This window comes from Pseudomonas sp. 8O (genome assembly GCF_902506495.1).
Taxonomy (GTDB): Bacteria; Pseudomonadota; Gammaproteobacteria; order Pseudomonadales; family Pseudomonadaceae; genus Aquipseudomonas; species Aquipseudomonas chaetocerotis.
The window spans coordinates 2,099,403-2,117,283 of the sequence record NZ_LR733264.1 but is presented as its reverse complement, the minus strand read 5'-3'; the positions used below and the strand labels follow the sequence as shown (position 1 = coordinate 2,117,283).

General features: G+C 65.5%; 14 protein-coding genes. All 14 read right to left on the bottom strand.

All coding sequences use genetic code 11. The features are described 5' to 3' along the window. Positions 1–22 precede the first annotated feature (22 nt). A complete protein-coding gene (locus tag GV002_RS12550; protein ID WP_160018687.1) occupies positions 23–475 on the bottom strand; it encodes a hypothetical protein in 453 nt (150 codons plus the stop codon). Further along, entirely contained in the window at positions 472–1,377 is a 906-nt protein-coding gene (locus tag GV002_RS12545; RefSeq protein ID WP_160018686.1) for an NAD synthetase, read from the bottom strand. Before GV002_RS12545 ends, GV002_RS12550 begins: the two co-directional genes overlap by 4 nt. Before the next feature lie 92 nt (positions 1,378–1,469). Next, positions 1,470–2,369 (bottom strand): type VI secretion system-associated lipoprotein TagQ, encoded by a 900-nt coding sequence (gene tagQ / locus GV002_RS12540; RefSeq protein WP_160018685.1) that lies wholly within the window; start codon positions 2,367–2,369, stop codon positions 1,470–1,472. 56 nt (positions 2,370–2,425) lie between these two features. Next, positions 2,426–4,228, bottom strand: a complete 1,803-nt coding sequence (locus tag GV002_RS12535) for a formylglycine-generating enzyme family protein (protein WP_160018684.1) — start codon at positions 4,226–4,228, stop codon at positions 2,426–2,428. Beyond that, entirely contained in the window at positions 4,221–5,420 is a 1,200-nt protein-coding gene (locus GV002_RS12530) for an ABC transporter permease (protein WP_160018683.1), read from the bottom strand. Before GV002_RS12530 ends, GV002_RS12535 begins: the two co-directional genes overlap by 8 nt. Further along, positions 5,420–6,136, bottom strand: coding sequence for an ABC transporter ATP-binding protein (locus GV002_RS12525; RefSeq protein WP_160018931.1), 717 nt, complete (start codon positions 6,134–6,136; stop codon positions 5,420–5,422). Before GV002_RS12525 ends, GV002_RS12530 begins: the two co-directional genes overlap by 1 nt. Then, positions 6,136–9,150: a serine/threonine-protein kinase gene (locus GV002_RS12520; protein WP_160018682.1), complete on the bottom strand. Its 3,015-nt coding sequence runs from the start codon at positions 9,148–9,150 to the stop codon at positions 6,136–6,138. Before GV002_RS12520 ends, GV002_RS12525 begins: the two co-directional genes overlap by 1 nt. After that, on the bottom strand, positions 9,141–9,878 hold the full coding sequence (locus GV002_RS12515; protein WP_160018681.1) for a PP2C family protein-serine/threonine phosphatase: 738 nt from the start codon (positions 9,876–9,878) through the stop codon (positions 9,141–9,143). Before GV002_RS12515 ends, GV002_RS12520 begins: the two co-directional genes overlap by 10 nt. Then, the gene (gene tagF, locus GV002_RS12510) at positions 9,875–10,528 is read right to left on the bottom strand and encodes a type VI secretion system-associated protein TagF (protein ID WP_160018680.1); all 654 of its coding nucleotides are present in this window, start codon (positions 10,526–10,528) and stop codon (positions 9,875–9,877) included. Before tagF ends, GV002_RS12515 begins: the two co-directional genes overlap by 4 nt. Further along, complete coding sequence (tssM, locus tag GV002_RS12505) at positions 10,525–14,025, bottom strand: type VI secretion system membrane subunit TssM (RefSeq protein ID WP_160018679.1); 3,501 nt, start codon at positions 14,023–14,025, stop codon at positions 10,525–10,527. The genes tagF and tssM overlap by 4 nt, the downstream gene beginning before the upstream one ends. Next, positions 14,022–15,353: a DotU family type VI secretion system protein gene (locus GV002_RS12500; protein ID WP_160018678.1), complete on the bottom strand. Its 1,332-nt coding sequence runs from the start codon at positions 15,351–15,353 to the stop codon at positions 14,022–14,024. Before GV002_RS12500 ends, tssM begins: the two co-directional genes overlap by 4 nt. 3 nt (positions 15,354–15,356) lie before the next feature. Next, positions 15,357–16,691, bottom strand: a complete 1,335-nt coding sequence (gene tssK / locus GV002_RS12495; protein ID WP_160018677.1) for a type VI secretion system baseplate subunit TssK — start codon at positions 16,689–16,691, stop codon at positions 15,357–15,359. 13 nt (positions 16,692–16,704) lie between these two features. Continuing rightward, on the bottom strand, positions 16,705–17,220 hold the full coding sequence (tssJ, locus tag GV002_RS12490; protein WP_256667067.1) for a type VI secretion system lipoprotein TssJ: 516 nt from the start codon (positions 17,218–17,220) through the stop codon (positions 16,705–16,707). A gap of 23 nt (positions 17,221–17,243) precedes the next feature. Next, positions 17,244–17,881 (bottom strand): type VI secretion system-associated FHA domain protein TagH (gene tagH / locus GV002_RS12485; RefSeq protein WP_160018675.1); only part of this gene is annotated, 638 nt, incomplete at its 5' end.

The following is a 17,881-nucleotide window of genomic DNA, read 5'->3' as shown; positions in this document are numbered from 1 at the left end:
CTTTGTCTGCAACCAGATTGAGTTAGCGTTGGCGAGTCTTCCTGTGGCGCTCACGCCACGCCGCGCGCTGACCGCGTACTTCCACCATGGCTGTCAGCATGGTGCGGTAGCGCTTGCTGTTGAGCGTCAGCAGGGTAGCCAACGGCAGCAGCAGACTGATGGAATACAGCAGGTCGGGTGCGCGTCTGCCCCAGTGACCGATGACCACGAGGATGCAGGCCGCCATAGCTGCGACGATCAGCCATACTGCCCAGGGGCGGCCGCGAATCACCAGAAGGTTGGCCGCGCACAGGTACAAGGACATCCCGCAACTGCCCAGCATCATGTAGATGCCATAGTCATCCAGACTGGGCGGGTGGACTTCCAGCAGCAGAATCTGACTGATCGCCAGGGAAAACAGTGCCAGAAAGAATGCGGCGATGAAGACCGGAAAATGGCGGCGCAGTATCGTGAGGAAATCGAGTCCCTGCTTCACTCCTCTAGCTCCTCGTAAAGACCAATAGCGTAGGTCTGTACCATGTTGCTGCCGAGCAGACCGATCCCGGCACCCAGCGCATCTCTGATATTGATCGCCAATGTCGACGAGATTTCGCTGGTGCTGAAGCGTTTCGGAAGCTCGCCACCACGCTGCAGCGCTTTGCGCAGCGCGGGAGTAAGTGCTGGATTACGATTCTCCAGAATCTCGTTGGTCAACCGTCGTCGTTCCTGACGGCTCAGTCCATTCAGGCTTTGGTACCAGCTTCGCCCTGTCATGGCCCTGCGCATGTTCATCACACGCAAGATCGTTGCTCCGGCCCCGGCTACGCCGCCCAGAGAAATGATATCCAGTGCTGTGGATACGTCCTGATACCACTGCTGGCTGTCCAGCCTATCGAGTGCTTCCGGGTTGTTCACTTCGGTATAGACTCGCGCAGCACCTGCCATACACTGCACTGAGCTTGCCGATGCGGCCGCCACGCCCAGTGTCGTGATCACCAGACTCGCCCCACCCGTAAACGGCACGATGGCCGTGCCGCCGATGATCGCGATCCAGCCCAGCACCGCGCCGGCACAGGCCAGGCTGGTGTTGACGCTCTCGGCCACCAGCCGCGATTCGCGCGGATTGGATTGCACCTGCTGGACGAACTGCTGCGGCGATACATTGCGCTGGGCTTCACGAATGATGATGCGCTTGGGCCTGATGCTGCAGATCGGGGTGAACTCGCGCAGGGTCACCACGTTGAAATTGGCATCGATGTACACCACCCCAGCACCGGAGATGGCGGGGTCGGCATCGATAGCTGTGTAGAGCTTGCGCAGGTCGATCATGGCTTCGATGCGCTGTCGCGCCATGACCTGTGATGGGGTGTTTCTCAACCCGATCAGGTAGTCGGACATTTGCCCTCCTTGGTAGAAACTCCGATAGCCGCTGCTCCGTCCGGAAAGGGCGGACCAGCGGCGCGTCCGGTCAGTCAATCATCCGCAAGGACTCAGACGTTCGGGCAGGGAATCGGTGCCCAGTCGCCCATATCCGGGTTGCTGCACATGCTGTTGACCTGGTTGCTACCGGCTACAGCCACCTGCTGGCTCTTGCTCTGCTTGGCTTCGGCCTGCTGCAGAACGCGCTCGGTATTGACTGCTTCGGTAGGCACCTTGGTCTGCTTGACCGGCTTGTTGGCAGGGGCCTTGGCGACTGTGGTCACTTCGGCGCGCTCGACTCCGACGTTCTTCAGGTCAGCCTCGTAGGCCTGGGTGTAGTTGCTCAGGTTCTCACCCGCCTTGCCGTTGACGGCGGTGATCAGGCTGTTGGACTCGTTCAGGCCGGCAATGATTTCGGCCAGACGCTTGCGCCCTTCTACATCGTTGATCGCGCCGGACTTACGCTGCTCCAGCAGGCTGGTGAACTCTTTCTGATAGCAGCTCTGCGAGGCTTCGGCGTAGGCGATGCTGCGGTCGAAGGTGCTGGCACTGGCATTGATGTCGGTGGAGTAGGAGCCGATGCGCTGGCGGTCATCGCTGATCTGCTGTTGCTTGGAGGTGTAATAGGCCGCTGCGCCACCGATCAGGGCACCGCCGGCGGCGCCGATGGCAGCGTTACGCGAGCGATCTTCCTTGTCGGCAGTCAACGCACCAGTCAAGGCGCCGCCGACTGCACCCAGCACGGCGCCGGTAGCGATCGAGCGAGTCATGTTGGAGTCGGTATCGCGCAGGTGCTGAACGGGTTGGTAGCAGCTTGGGTAATAGGTGACCTCGGTGGTTTTACCGACACGGTTGACGGCGGAGGTGGAGCAGCCGCTGACCAGTACGGTCATCGAGGCAAAACCGATAGCGGCGAGTGTCATGACGCGGCTACGAGGTTGCGAGGTGAGGTTCGTTGTGGATGGACGCATAGCTAGGCTCTCTCTGCTTGTGGTTGATTGATGTTTGGAGACAATGGCTGGCGTACTCACGGTTGCGGCACCGCTTGCGTTTCCAGCAACTGCTTGAGGATCTCGGCCGGATTGGCACGCTGTTGGGCGCGGTACAGCGCGACGTGATTGACGAACAGGGTGGCGCGGTTGACCAGGCTGTTGCCGATCACAGGCTTGCGCGCGAGTTCTTCCTTGATGCGCTGGAATTGCACCTGGATCACCGTGTTGGTGTAGCGGGTGCCGCTGGCCATGTTGTCGATGTAGATCGCCACGGCGCCGTTGAGCGCCTTGGTGCCGTTATCAATGGCGCCGCTCAATATCTGCGCCGAAGCGGCATCATTGTTCTGCTGCGCCTGGCGCTGACTCTTGCGCAGGTTGGTCAGGCGGATGTTGTAGTTGTTGATGGTCTCCGCCACCAGGGCGGCAGACTGGATCAGGTTGCCAGCGGCCTCTTCGCGCTGGCGGGCGATCAGCGAGACGTTACGCTTGAGCTCTTCATTGACCAGCCCGAGCTCGGCCTGCAAGCGTGGGTCGGTAGCGCCGGCGATGATGCTGTCCAGGCGTTGCGTCGGGTCCTCCGCATCGCCGATATCATCGGTCAGTCCAGCCAGGCGTCCCTGTTTCTGCCATTGAGCGAACAACTCGTCGTAGCGCGAGCGCGGGGCGGACAAGGCGCCGATGGCTACCCGAAACCCGGTGGTCTCGTTACGCTGCTCGCTGCCATCTGCACCGAACAGCGGGTACTCGCGGCGCATGCCGGTGAACAGCGTGCCCTCGCCTTCCAGGTAGTTGCCGCCCTTGACCACGAAGCCGCCATAGGTGCCCTGGCGGCGCCCGGCACTGACCAACTGGAAGGACTCCTGCACCATCTCGGCGGCGTTACCGATCACATCGAACAGCCCCAGCGGATTGGCCTGCTTGGTGCCGATCGGCATCAGTCGGGGCGCCTGTCCGGTACCGCCGGCCACCTGGTTGAACACGGCCCAGTTAGCCAGCGGGCCGTCATCGTCACTGCCCTCGACCGGACGCGGGAAAAGCCGGCCTTCCAGCTCCTGGCGGCTGACCTGCGAGCCGCCACGGGCGGCGAACTCCCATTCCACTTCGGTGGGTAGACGGACGAATGCTGCGCCGCCCTCTTCTGCCTTGCTGCCTCTGCCGCTAACGGGTAGCAGATCACGGTGATTGGCCAGCAGCCAGGCGCTGTAGACCGCTGCAAAACGCTCTGCCTCGAAACGCGACAGCTTCACCTGCGGCAGTCGCCCACTCATATCGGTGACCGGCGCACAAGCGGGTGCAGGCTCGCCACTGGCCAGCGCCTGAGCCTGGGCCATGACCTGAGCATACTGACGAGCAGTGACCTCGTACTTGCCGATGAAATACATCATCGGTTTCAACGGGCTGCCGGCGTCGATCCTGGGCAGGCGCTCGGCGATCTGCTTCTGCCACTGCGGCGCCAGGTCCTGCAGGCTGAACTGGCCGTTGATGAAGTCGCGGCGATAGCCGGAGATGAAGGATTGCTTGTAGCCAGCCTCACCTTCGCTGAACGGATATCCTAGGCTGACTTCGCGGTCGTCCAGGCTGCCCTGGGTGAGCACATAGACATGGCGGAACAGCATTTCACCGCCACAGGGCAGCGGTAGGCTGACGTCGCCGGGTAACGGTTTGGGGTTGTCCAGTCTGGCCAATTGCTCCGCATCGAGCTCGCGGGGAGCTTCAGCTTCGGACTGCGCAGATGTGGCGGGTGTGTTCGCCGCTGGTGGCTCATCGCCCGGCGAGCAGGCCGTCAGCGCGAGCGTGGCGAGTATCAGGGCGGAGGGAGCGAAACGACTGTCAGACATCACGAATTCCTTGAGAGGCGTCGATCCGGGCCACGCGCATGCCTCCCAGCGCAGCGGCAAGGGCGCTGGCCAGCAGAACGGCACCGAGGGCCACCAGGTAATGCTCGGGCAGCAGACGACTGGCGTAATCGCCCGGCACCTGCACGAAAAGATGGTTGAGACCGCCCTCCGCCAGTCGGTACAGCAGGGCCGACAGGACGCTGGCGAACAGGCCGCTGTACAGCGCCTGGAGAACCACGAACAGCAGCAGCGCGCCGCTGCCGAAGCCCAGCAGGCGCAGCACGGCCAGTTCACGTTGCTTGCGCTCGACGGCGGCCAGGGCGCCGGCGCTGGTGGCTGCCACTGCGCCGCCCAGAGCCAGCGTGGTGATCAGCCAGAACAGCAAATCGAGGTTGCGGCTCAGTGCCTTCACCTGGGCTATCTGCGCTGCCTGGGTGACGACCTGCACCTGCTGTGCGGCCAGGTACTGGCGCAGCGGTTCGACGTCATCCAGCGCGCGCGCGTACAGACGAAAACCGGGATAAATGCGCGGCGCCTGTGTCGCCGCTGCGCCCGGCCAGCCCAGCGCAGCCACTGACAGACCGTCGCGGTAATCCTCGACGGCTTCCAATAGCGCCGCTTGCGCGAACAGCGCATCGCGCTCGAAGGCGGCCAGCGGCAACACAGCCAGGACCTGCAGGGTGGTCTGTTGCCACTGCAGGTCGGCGCCACGCTGGCGGCCGAAGCGGGCCTGCAGCTGGCTGCCGGGCGTGATGCCCAGCTTCTCGGCAGCGGTATGACTGAGTACCACCTGTTGCAGCGTCTGCGGCACCGGCAGGTCCTGCAATAAGGGATCGCCTGCTGCCGTCGGCAGCATCTCCACGCTTACCCTCGCCTCCCCTGGCGTTACCTGCAATTCGCTGGTGGCGGCGATCTGCCGGGTACGTGGGATGGCGAAGGCGACCTCCTCGCGTTGCCCCAGTGCTTCGATGAAGTCTGCCTGCAGGCGCGTGCCGCCCAGCGGGATGATTTCGCGCACGGCAGGGTCGCGTTGCAGGCGCTCGGTAAGGCTGCCGACCAGGCCGTGCTTGAGGCCGAACAGCACCAGCAGCGGCGCGATCACCGCCACCAGGGCCAGCACGCCGCACGCCGACAGGCGTGCCTCGCGACGATAGTCCTGCCAGGCCAGCCCGGCGATCAGTAGCGGGCGCATCAGGCGACCTGCTCCAGATGGGCGCTGACACCGCCGTCGGCGTCGCGCCGGCAGTTCATGCGCAAGATGGTCAGGCCGGCGCGCTGCGCCAGCGCCTCGTCGTGAGTTGCCACCACGCAGGTCGCCCCGGTTTTCGTGGCCTGAGCGAGCAGCAACTGCATGACCCGTTCGGCATTGAGTGGGTCCAGCGCTGCAGTGGGTTCGTCGGCCAGCAGCAATTGCGGCCCGTGAGCCAACGCCCGTGCACAGCTGACGCGCTGGCGCTGGCCGATCGACAACTGCGCGGGATATTTATCCAACTGCTCCTGCACATCCAGCGCCTGTGCCAGATGCTGCACCTGGCCGCTGTCTGCCATCCCGAGCAATTGCCGGGGCAGAGCGATATTGCGGCGCACATCGAGAAAGCCGAGCAGCCCGCCAGCCTGCAGCACGTAACCCAGATAGTGGCTGCGCAGCTGTGCCAGTTGGCTGTGCCGGCCCTGTCGCCACAATCCGGCGATATCGCTGACCGAGCCGGGCAACTCGAGGTTGAAGGTTTCGGCGGCATCCGGTGGCAGCACCAGGGCCAACAGATCGAGCAAGGTGCTCTTGCCGCAGCCGCTGGGGCCAACCAGTGCCACCTGCGCGCCGGCCTCCAGCTGCAACTGCTCGATGGCCAGGCTGTAGCGCTGTGCGCCCTGGCCACGTTGCTTGAGGACCTGCTGCAGGCGAATCATCATGGCAGCGTCGACAGCGGGACACGGTACAGGGCGTCGCCTGGTTCGGCGTTGCCGAAGCGCACCCAGTTGGCCATGTCGTTGTGGAAGGTTTCGTAGAGGCGAATCTTCGACTCCAGCTCGTCGATGAAGTCCTCCTGCTCGGCCACCGACAGCGACAACCAGAGGTCCTGGCTCATACTCAGTGCCTTACTGCGATACGGCAGCCCGTCGAGGTACTCGCCGAGCACACCGCTCTGCGCCAGATTGGCGCCCTGGCGCAGCGCCGAGGGGTCGCGACTCATGTAGGCGCTGGCGCTGGCGATCTCGCTGAAGAAGTCGGCCGGGGAGGTCTTGGTCTTGCGCGCGGCGTCGACGATCAGCTTGAGCGATTGCTGCAGGTCGTTGAGCTGCAGCTTGGTCAGCATCACGCACACCTGCAGTGTTGGCAGAGTCGGGTTGCTCAGGTCGCGGTCGGCGGTCCAGGCGCTGACCAACTGCGGCGCCTGGCTGGCGCTGCGGCGGCCGAGAAAATCCATGTGCATGGCGTAGCCGATGGCCTGCGATTTGGCTGCCAGATTGGCTCCCCCTGACAGTTGCGGGGTGACGGGCGCCTGCTGCGCGCGAACTTGCTGCGCCAGTTCGGCGAAGGTCGAGCCGATCTCGCGTACACGCTCGCCGAAGGCCTGGACATCACCGCCCGGCACTGAGACGTAGAGGTCGCCGATCTGCGGGTTGCTGTCGGCCGTCAGCACCCGATACTGCAGCTCGGCCGAGGCGTGGTTGGCCGTGCCAGCGGGGGTGCGCAGGTGCAGGGCAAAGATCTTGATCTGCTTGCTCAGTGCCGCCTGGCGTACCTCGGCCTCGTTCATCGAGGTGCTGCTGTAAGGGTCGTTCTTGCGCAGCGCGCCGGCATCGCTGACCAGCAGGATCAGGCGGCCGCCATAGCTCGACCAGTCCATGCCTTCTACGGCTTGCATGACGCCTGCGAAGGCGTCTTCGTTGAAGGAGTGGCTGGATACGGTGGTCGCCTGAACCTGTTCGGCAGCGCGCAGGAAACGCTGGGGATCACTGCCCTCCTGCAGGCTGACCAGGGTCTTGCTCAGGTATTGCAGGCCCGGTGTGCGCGACGTGCTGTTGCGATAGCCGACCAGGCCGAAGCTGACGTTATCCAGCTCACCGCGCGCCTGCAGCTGGCTCTGCAGCTCGCTGACCACCTGGCGCACGCGGTCGATGTAGGGCTGCATCGACACCGAGGTGTCGACCACCAGCACGATGCCGGTACGGAAACCCGAGTCGTTGGCAGCGACCGGCTTGTCGGCAGGGCTCTGAGCTGCACTGCCGGGGTCGATCGAGGCAATGTTGAGCAGCTGCACCGGCTGGCCCTCGGCATCGAAGGCTTCGCGGAAGTCGAAGATCGGCATCAGGTAGAACTGGTCCTGCGGAACCGCACTGCTCGTCGGCTCCAGTGCCACCACCTGCGGTACCTGCTCGGGATAGTTCTGTGCCTGAATCAGTAGCTCGCGAGCCTGGCTGGTGCGGTCGATCAGCTGTTCGACGTCGGAGGCCTGCTGCATGAACAGCACCGGCGCTCGCCCGGAACGCTCGGTGAACTTGAGTACCAGGCTCTGTTTCCAGTCGGTAGCCTGTTCGGCGGCGATCCAGCCTTGCACGCGGCCATCGCTGGCTGCGCCGACCTGCATCCAGGACTGGCCGTCCTGGTTGCGCCGGGCATATACATAGAGCACCGAGAAGGCCGGTAATGCTTCGCCGGTGGCGGTGCCCGGAGCACTCAACAGCTGCGCCCCGGGCTTGGCCAGGATGCGTTGGTAGAGCGTGGTCTTGCCCGGCATCAGCAGCGGCCGCTCGCCGGCCTCACCCGTATCGTCAGCCAGTGGCGCGACAGCTGCGACCTGCCCGTTGTCTTGCGGCGAGCTATCCGAAGCCACCACGGCGGATGGCTGGCCTAGCCACCAGTAGACGCCGCCACCGAGGCCCAGCGCAGCAGCCACGGCAACCGCCAGCAGCGCCATGCGTGGCCCCTTGCTAGCAGTGGACGGTCGTGCCGCTGCGCTGCTGGCAGCGGCAGTCGGTGCGGGTGCCACGGTCGCCGCCGACGTCGGCGTACTGCGTGGAATCTCGATGGATACCGGTTGCAGCTCCCCCAGTTCACTCGTCGAGGGCGCGCCCAGTGTGGCTTGCTGAGTGAACGCCGGACGGATCAGGGTGGCATCCGAGTCGGGTGCTGGCTGGGCATCGAGCGCGGCTAGCAGTTCCCCGGCATTGTTGAAACGCTCATCCGGGTTCTTCGCCAGCAGGCGCTGCAGCAGGGTCTGATAACGGCTGTGCTGCAGCGGCAGATCCGGTAACGGCTGAGTCAGGTGTGCCAGTGCCGTGGACAGTGCGTCGGTGCCCATGTACGGCAGCTCACCGACCAGTATTTCGTAGAGCACGACGCCCAGCGCGTAGAGGTCGGCGCGGCCGTCGATATCCAGCCCGCGCGCCTGCTCGGGGCTCATGTAGTTGGGTGTGCCGACGGCGAAACCGACCTGGGTGAACTGGGTACGGTCGTCGAGTGACTTGGCGATGCCGAAGTCCGACAGCACCGCCGTACCGTCGGCGCGAAAGAGGATGTTGGCCGGTTTCACGTCGCGGTGGATCAGCCCCTGGCTGTGGGCATAACCCAGCGCCGAGGCGATCTGGCGGATGTACTGCAAGCCCTGCTCGGGGCTCAGGCCGGCGGCGATACGCTCACTCAGGGTACCGTTGGGCAGGTACTCCATGGCCATGTAGTAGTGCTCGCCGGCATTGCCGATGTCGTGCACGGTGACGATATGCGGGTGCGCCAGACGCGCCAGGGTCTTGCCCTCACGCAGGAAGCGCTCGCAGAACGAGGCGTCGGCCGCCAGCGCCGGGGCCATGATCTTCAAGGCCACCTTGCGCTCGAGGGAGCGTTGTAGAGCCAGGTAGACGGTGGCCATGGCGCCTTCGCCAATCATCCTGTCGATGTCGAAGCCGGGAATATTCAGGTCCATGAGACGGGCTCGCTCGCCTTGATGACGATGGCGGTGATGTTGTCGGGGGCGCCGCGTGTCAGGCCTAGATGGACCAGGCTGCGCACCACCTGATAGGGGTCGTTGTGCGCCAGCACATCGCGGATCTCGTGGTCTTCGGCCGTTCGGGTAAGGCCGTCGCTGCACAGCAGCCAGGTGTCGCCCGGTTGGATGTCGAAGACGCTGCAGGCGAGCTCCAGCTGGTCCTGCACGCCCACCGCGCGGGTGACGACGTTGGCGCGCGGGTGCAGGCGCGCCTCGGCTTCGCTGAGCAGGCCGCTGTCCTGCAGGTCCTGCACATAGCTGTGGTCACGGGAAACTGCCTGCAGCTCGCCTGCCCGCAGTCGGTACAGGCGGCTGTCGCCGGCCCACAGGCACAAGCCCTGGTCGCCGCGGGCAACCATCAGCACCACGGTGCTACCCATCATGGTCACGCCACGCAGGTGGGTTTGCTCGCGCACGGCAGCGTTGATCTGGCTCAGGCTGAGCCGTAGCACATGCTCATAGTCACTCAGGGTGTCGCTCGCCTTGATGTGGCGCAGGCTGTCGACGATCAGACTGCTGACGTAATCGCCGGCCGCGTGCCCGCCCATGCCGTCGGCCACTACCCAGAGGCCCGCTTCCGGGCGCTCCAGGTAGGCGTCTTCGTTGATCTGACGAACCAGGCCGACATGGCTGTAGGCCGCTGACTGGTAATGCAGTGCGGTCATTGCGCGACGACCTCCGGGCCCAGCAGATAAGCCGCGAAGGACTCGGTCGGTGGCAGCCCCTGACAACGGCGCAATCCGGGCGCGATGCGTTGCGAGCCACGCCCCCACCACAGGCTGGCACCGCTGCAGGCCTCGGCAGCGAGTGCCGCCAGACGCCCCGGCGCATCGACCACCGGCCAATGCTGCAGACCATGTGCCTGGTCGTAGACGGGCAGTGTCGTAGCCGGCAGGGGCTCCAGGTTCTGCACCGCTGTTTCGAAGTCCTCGAAGCGGGCGCCCTCTTCCAGGGTGCTCAGCAGCAGGTCCTCGATCCGCTCGAACCACACTTCGTTCGTCTGCAATGCCTGCAGCGGCTGCCCGCAGGGAATACGGCAGGCGACCGTCAGCGGGAAGTAGCGGCCGACACGGTCGATGCTCGGCATCAGCACTCCGGTTATGGCCTCGCTACCACAGACGCCTGGGGCGAGTGCGAAGCGCCACAGCGGGCTGGTCAGGTAGGCGTCCAGCCAGCTTTCGCCGAGCTGGCCCTGGCTGCTCTGCAGGCCAGCCGATAGCCAGGCGTCCCAGCCGCGTTGGAAGTCTTTCGTCAGGTTGCGTTCGATGAAGTCGCCGCGACTGGCGACCTTGCCGTAGAAACCCATCATCGTCATAGCCGCTCCGGCAGGGTGAAGCCGGCTACCGCGCGACTCTTGAAAGGATTGAAAGCACTGCTGGCGCGCAGTTCGTAGGCAACGCTGGAGCGGTCCAGGCGCACGCGCAGGTTGAAGCGGTCCGGCGAGGCGCCACCAATCAGCTCGGACTGATCGAGCAGGCGGAACCAGGCCCACGGCCCTTCCAGGGTCAGCGCCGAGCGCCCGCCTTCGACCGGTGGCGACACCGTGAGGCGCACCACGCCGATGCTGCCGGGGTTCGGCCATTGCACCGCGACCGGCCGGCTCGGGCCGTGGTCGAAGCCGATCAGCTGGCCGTCGAGATCGAGCTGCGACTGGCTGATGGTGGCATCCATGCTCACCGGTTTGAGGTCGAAGCGCACGCTGGGTTGCAGGCCGCCACTGCGGAAATACTCGTCGCGGATCAGCGCCGCCCGCTGGAAGGTCTGCAGCACGCCGGCGGAAATACCCAACTTCTGCGCCGCGCCTGGCTGCCAGCGCCAATTGCGTGCCGAGGTATCGACGTAGGGCTGCAGGTACTTGCGGAAGTAACTGTCCATGACCCCGCCGACGCCGAAGAACTGGCCGAAATCATCCAGCGTGGCGTCGCGCTGGCTGCCCGGCACCATCGGGTAACGGCCGCTCAGCGACTGCCGCCAGACGTTGACCACATCACTTTGCCAGGCGGCGTTGAGCTGGTTACGCACGCCGCCCATCATGCTGTTGGTGCTGGCGGCGACGACCGAACGTACCAGTCCCTGGACCAATGCGGGCTGGCGTGCGGCGGTCAGGTTGGCCCGCGCTGCTGCGGCGCTGGCCTGATTCTTCGCTTCACCGAGCAGCGCCTCGCCGCTGGCGCCAACCATGCTGCTGAGTTGCACGTAGAGCGCGTTGAGGTCTGCCAGCAGGCCATCGATGGCCATCGGTGCCGTTGGGTCCTGGCTGACCAGGCTGTTGAGTTCGGCGAAATGCGCGCTGACCGGATCGATCTGCGTGACCGCAGCCACGGCATTGCCGGCCGGGGACTGGCCGAGCAGCGAGCCGAGTTTCTGCTTGAGTTGCTCGACACCCTCGTCGGTCGGCTTGGCCATGCCTTCGGACTCGGGCGCCTGCTGCAGGTCGGTTTCCCCTGCCACTGCGATCAGCAGTTGCTTGAGCGGCGAGGATGGTCCGGACAGGATCCGCAGCACGTCGGCTGCCTGAGCCACGCTGGTGATCGACACGAAGTCGAGGTCGGCCAGCAGCGCATCCCACTGTTGCACGTAATCACGCAGGTACAGCTGGCGCACATCGGCGGCCAGGTTCACGGCATCCTGTGTGCTGTCGAGCTGACGGCCCAGTACCCATTGTTCCTCGGCCACGACACTGGCCTGGCTGACGCTGGCGCGCAGGAAGGCTTCGCGGTAGCCACGGCGTGTGTAGAAACCGCTCAGCGGGTCGCTCAGCGCCTTGCCGCTCTTGCGCGTGAAGACCAGTGCGGCGTCGCGCCCGGCGGCCTCGCTGAGACGGAAGTCGCTGACTCCAGCCGGCAGCTTCTGCCGCTTGACCCGGTCATACACACGCTGCGCCAGCGGTAGGCGCTGCAGCTGCATGCGCAGCTCGTCGACCAACCGCTGATCCAGGCGCGCATCCGGTGGGCGCCGCTCGAACAGCGCCTGCAGATGCTCATCGAGGGCCTGGCGTTGCTCGCCCGACAGATCGCGCGGCAGGCTCTGATCCCAGTCCAGACCGATCCAGGCCTTGATGAACTCGGCGTCATACTGCTCGCCACCGCCGAACATCAGGTAGGCCTTGAGCCCTTCGTAGAGGTAGTCGGAGCCACCGCCAGTGCGCAGCTGTTCCTCTATTCGGCTAACCAGGCGTGGAGCGAAGGTGGCCACCAGCAGGCGGCGATAGACGCTGGCTGCCTGCTCTTCGAGCATGTCGCCCTGGTACAGACCCAGGCCCTTGGCCCAGTCCGGCGGGTCACCGGCCAGGTTGCGTACGGCGCTGAGCAGTGGCAGCACCGCCAGCACATCGCGCTGCGCCGGGCTGAGGCTGCGTACCTGCTGCTCCAGAGGCGCAGTGCGGGCGCCGACCTGGGCGATGTAGTCGCGATTGGCGTTGAAGCTGAGCAGCCACAGTGTGCTCACCACCAGCACCAGCAGCACACTGGCTGCCAGCGAACCGATGGCCAGCCATTTGCGGCGGCGCTCGACTTTCTGGTCGACGCCGACCAGGCCGCGCTCGGCGAATGCGACGCGGCTGAACAGATGCTGGAGGAAGTAGCTGCGACCACTGCCACTCTGCCGGGCCAGGTGCTGACGGTCGAGGCTCATGCTCTGCGCCATGGCACCGATCAGGCGGTCGATCGGGCTGCCTTCCTGGGTACCGCTGGTGAAGTACAGGCCGCGCAACAGGGTGCGTTCCTCGTAGGCATTGGGTTTGAACACGCCATTGAGGAATTCGCCGAGCAGGCTCTTGATCGCGGCGAACTGCTGCGGAAAGCCGTAGATCAGATCACGTCGGGCCGGGTCGCGTTCGCGCTGCAAGCGCTCGACCAGACGTTGGTTGAGGCGTTGTTCGAGAGCGACGAACTCGCTGTCGAAACTCTCCAGCGGGCCGCCGACACTCTTGCCGTCGTCCAACGCGAAGGTGAAGCCCCAGACCTGGGCGCGCTCCTCACGGCTGAGGTCATCGAAGAACTCCATGAAGCCCGGCACCAGGTCGCACTTGGTGAGCATGACGTAGACCGGGAAACGCACGCCGAGCTGGCTGTACAACTCCTGCACCCGCGAGCGGATAGCCGCCACATGTGCGGCGCGTTCGCTGTCGCTGCTCTGCAGCAGGTCGGACAGGCTGATGGCGATGAAGGCACCATCGATCGGGCGACGTGCGCGCTGGTTCTTGAGCAGGTCGAGAAAGCCGAGCCAGGCGGCCTTGTCTATCTGGGCGTGGCTGTCCTGGGTGGTATAGCGCCCGGCGGTGTCGAGCAACACGGCCTCGTCGGTGAACCACCAGTCGCAATTGCGCGTGCCGCCCACACCACGAATGGCGCCGGCGCCCAGCTGCGCCGCGAGGGGGAAATTCAGCCCGGAGTTGACCAGCGCGGTAGTCTTGCCGGAACCCGGCGGGCCGATGATCACGTACCACGGCAGCTGATACAGGTTGCGCCGCTCATCGCCGCCCAGGCGCGCCTTTTTCAGCAGCGCCAGGGCTTCGTCCATGCGCTGGCGCAGGGTCGCCAGCTCCTCGGCGGTCGCTACGCTGACGGCGTCCGGCGGTGTTTGCGCGGCCAGGCTGTCGAGCACCTTGCGCTCCTGCTGACGTTCGCGCAGCAGGCAGAACAGGCGCCAGCCGAGCCACAGTGCGAACAGTACGACGATCAGCGTCCAGCGCGTCCAGGCCGGCTGCAGCACGTTGAGCAGCGGGCCGATGAACCAGATGATCAGGCTCAGGGCGATCAGCCCGAGCACGGGGATGACCCAGCGGGTGATGAATCCGAACAACGCCTTCACTCCACACCCTCCGCCAGTACGGTGATCTCTACGCGGCGATTCTTCGCCCGTCCTTCGGCCGTGGCATTGGAGGCCAGCGGTTCGGTGTCGCTCAGGCCCTCGGCACTGAAGCGCTCGGCCTGGCCGGTACGCGCCGCGAGCATCTGTAGCACCTCCTCGGCACGGGCGCGCGACAGCGCCCAGTTGGACGGGAAGCGCAACGTGGCGATCGGCTGATTGTCGCTGTGCCCGGTGATGCGCACCTGGCCCTTGACCTTGGCGATTGCCTCGGCGATGCGCAGCAGCAATGGCTGGAAGTCATCGCGGATGCTGGCGCTGCCGGAGCTGAACAGCTCGTCGCCACGGATGGTGACTACCGAACGGTCGACGCCATCCTCGACCGCTACGCGATTGGCGCGAATGTCGTCGGCGAGGAAGGTGGCCAGGCGTGGCCGCTCGACCACGCGCGGCTTGACCACAGCCGGCTCGATGCTCTGCACCGGTACCTCGCCCAGGGCGTGAATCTGCCGGAACACCGGTTCGGCATCGGCCGTCAGCTTCATCCGCAGCACCAGCAGCAACAACAGCAGCAGTGCCAGCGCCACGGCCAGACCAACCCAGGGTGGCAACAGCCGCGACAAGCGATCCGGTGCCACGCTGACCCCGCGCCAGTGCGGCGACAGCTCGTGTTCGCGTTCGCCCCGCACGCTGTGCAGGGTCGCCGCGGTGCGCTCGCGCAGCGCCTCCAGCTGGCTGCGGCCGTCGTGCATGACCCGATAACGGCCCTCGAAACCGAGGCTGGTGCACAGGTACAGCAGCTCCAACAGGTCGAGGCGTTCACGCGGGCTTTGCAGGCAGTGTTCGAGCAGCTGGAACACCTTCTCGCCGCCCCAGGCTTCGTTATGCACGGTGATCAGCAGGCTCTGCTTGCCCCATTCGCTGGTGCTGCCCCAGGGCGTACTCAGCACCGCCTCATCGAGCGCGGTACACAGCGCGTAGCGCGCCAGCAGCACATCGTTGCGTGGCACGCCGGCGGCTTCGGCGCGTTGCTCGAACTGGCGCAGGTAGCCCAGCAGCTGTGCACGCAGGCTGGCCGGTGCGGGGTGGGCGAGGGTGCTGCGCAGTCGGGTGAGCATGCTCAGCAGCGGTCCTGCGGCCTGTTCCAGAGGGTTCATGCCACGGGCCTGGCCTGCCGGTAGCGGTGCGGCCGGCATCTGCAGCGGTGCAGCTGGCGCCTCGGCGGCGGGCTGCGGCCCACGGCCACCCGGGCGCGGCATGAACTGGGTGCGGTCGTTGTTCTGCGGCTGCGCTGCCGGTGGCTTGTTCAGCCAGTCGTCTTGATCCGTCATGGATTAACCCCGTATTGCCCAGAAGGCCAGGTTCAGGCCGGGGTACTCGCCCGCGACGTGGAAAGCGAAGCCGCCGGAATGTGCCAGCTGCTTCCAGTGTTCGCTGCCACGGTCGAGCTCGTAGTAGGTCGAGCCGGCATGGAACGGGATCTGCCGTGGGGCCACCGGCAGCGGCAGCAGGTTGATGCCCGGCAGCTGCAGGTTGACCAGGTCGCGAATGTGCTCCACCGAGCCAATCTTGCTCTGCTGGCCGAAGCGTCCGCGCAGGGTTTCGGCGGGCATGTCGGCGCGTACCACCAGGACGAAGCTGGCGTTGTCCAGCAGGCTGCGGTCGGCCAGCATGGCCACGTGCACGCCATAGGCCTTCTCGACGATGGGAATGGGCACGGCCTTGCTGTCGATCAGCATCGACAGCGCTTCACGCAGCGCCTGCATCACCGGGGTGAAACAGCTTTGCAAGTCGTCGTGCAGGTAGATCGGGAACTCCGACGGGCGCCGCCCGGCGCTCGCAAAGGTGGCGAACTCACCGGCCAGCGCCAGCAGTTCGCTGTACAGACGCTCCGGGTGCAACGGTTGCAACTGGGCCAGGTGGGCAAACAAAGGCTGGGCGCGGTTGACCAGCTGCAGCAGCATGAAATCGGCGATCTCCGAGGCGCCGCCGGCGCTGGAGGCGACCACTCGGCCGGCCAGGGCTTCGCCACGCTGATGCAGCAGCCCCAGCAGCTCGCCCCGAAAAGCGGCCAGCGGCGCACTTGCTGCCACATCAAGCAGTGGCGCAATGTACTGTTCGTCCAGCACCAGGGCCCGGTCGGCGCGTTTTTCGCGGACTCGCGCCACACCCAGTACAGCGTATTCCTGCAGGCCGTCGGCGGCGGTCAGCAGACGCAGTGCGCGTTCGCCGACCATCACCGGTACGCGGCTTTCGAATGCGGCGTTATCGTCACGCACCTCGCGAACCTGGCCACGGTAGCGAGCGCCACCCAGTGCTTCACCCGCTTCGACGGTGTCACGCACACCTGCCCGGCGCAGCGGCAGGGCCAGATAGACCACGCCGTCGCGCAGGTCGTCGGGGATTTCCAGCGGCGCTGGCGCCACGTCGTCCTGCGGAATATTGAACGGCGTGCCGTCGGGTAACAGGCCACGGGCGCTGACGATGGCCAGTTTGCCTTGTGCCAGTAGCCCCATATCGAGCTGCAGATCGGCGAAGCCCCAGCCATCCGCTGACAGTGGACGGCTACGTGCATCGATCAGCGCCTCCAGGTAGCGGTCGTGCTGCTGGAAATGCTGGGTGCCGATGAACATGCCTTCGGACCAGATCACACGGTTGTTCCAGGACATCAGGGGGCTCCTGTTAGCGAGAGTCAAGGCGAGACGGCGCGGCGAGCTCAGCAGCGCTGGCGGCGTTGATCCCGAGGTCGATGCGGTAATGAGTGAGCGTGTCCTGCTTCGGCTCCAGCACCAGGCGCCACTGCGCCCGGTCGATTTCGCGGTAGCCGACCAACAGGCCGAGATGGCGGGTTGCCGGATCCAGCACACGGGTCAACTCACGGGTCTGGCCGGGATGCACCAGCCATTCATCCTCAGCCACCAGTTCGTTGCCCAGGCTTGCCGCCGCACGTTCGGCGAGGCTGAAGTAATCCGTCCGGCTGAATGCGGCGGCGCTGCGCAGCTCCAGCAGGCGTACGCGTACGGGCGCGCTGTAGCCGTCGATGGTGGGGTTCAGCTCATCGCCTGCCTGCAACTGCAGGACGACGGTGGTCGGCCCCTGCTCGGTGTCGGCACTCTCCATCGCGTCCTTGCTGCAACCGCTGCTCAGCGCTGCCAGCAGAAAGCCCAACAGAACGGGCCGGGGTGTTCGTTTGTGCACGTTGCTCATCCTTGTCTACGCCCTCAAGGGCGACGTTGACGGGCGATATGTTGCTCATAGGCCCGGCCGAACTCGCGGCCGAACAGGTCCTGAAAATCGTCTTCGGCTTCGCGCGAAAGGGTCGAGTAGAGTTCGACGAACTGCTGCCAACACTGAGCCTGGCGAGCGTTCGGCAGCAGGCTGGCCAGCCCGCCGCCCTTACCCATGCGCGCTTCCAGTTCCTGCGGCTCGAAGCGCGCCAGCAGGTGACGAATGGCCGCCTGCACACCTGCCATGACGGCCAACTGATGGGCGCGCAGATCATCGAAGCCGTCCTGCACGGCCTGGTCGGCCGACATGAACGCCGAATTGCCGCCGCGTAGCAGCAGGAGCAGGGCCTCTTCCGCGTTGGGCGCGAATTTCAGCGGATTGTTTTCCACGGGCTGCACCATGGTCTGCTGCAGGCGGAACTCGCCTTTGAGGCTGCTGCGCGCCCGCAGCACGTCGATCAGACCATCGACCATCAGGCGGTAACTGCGTCCGATGCTTTCCATCTGCGCGGCTGCCTGCTGGGCATCCAGACGCAGGCGCTCCAGCCCGGCGCCGCGGAGGAAGGCCTGCAGCAGCAGGTCGTCGTTCTGAGCAACCTGAGGCTGACTGGCGGCAGGGGCAGGGGCAGGGG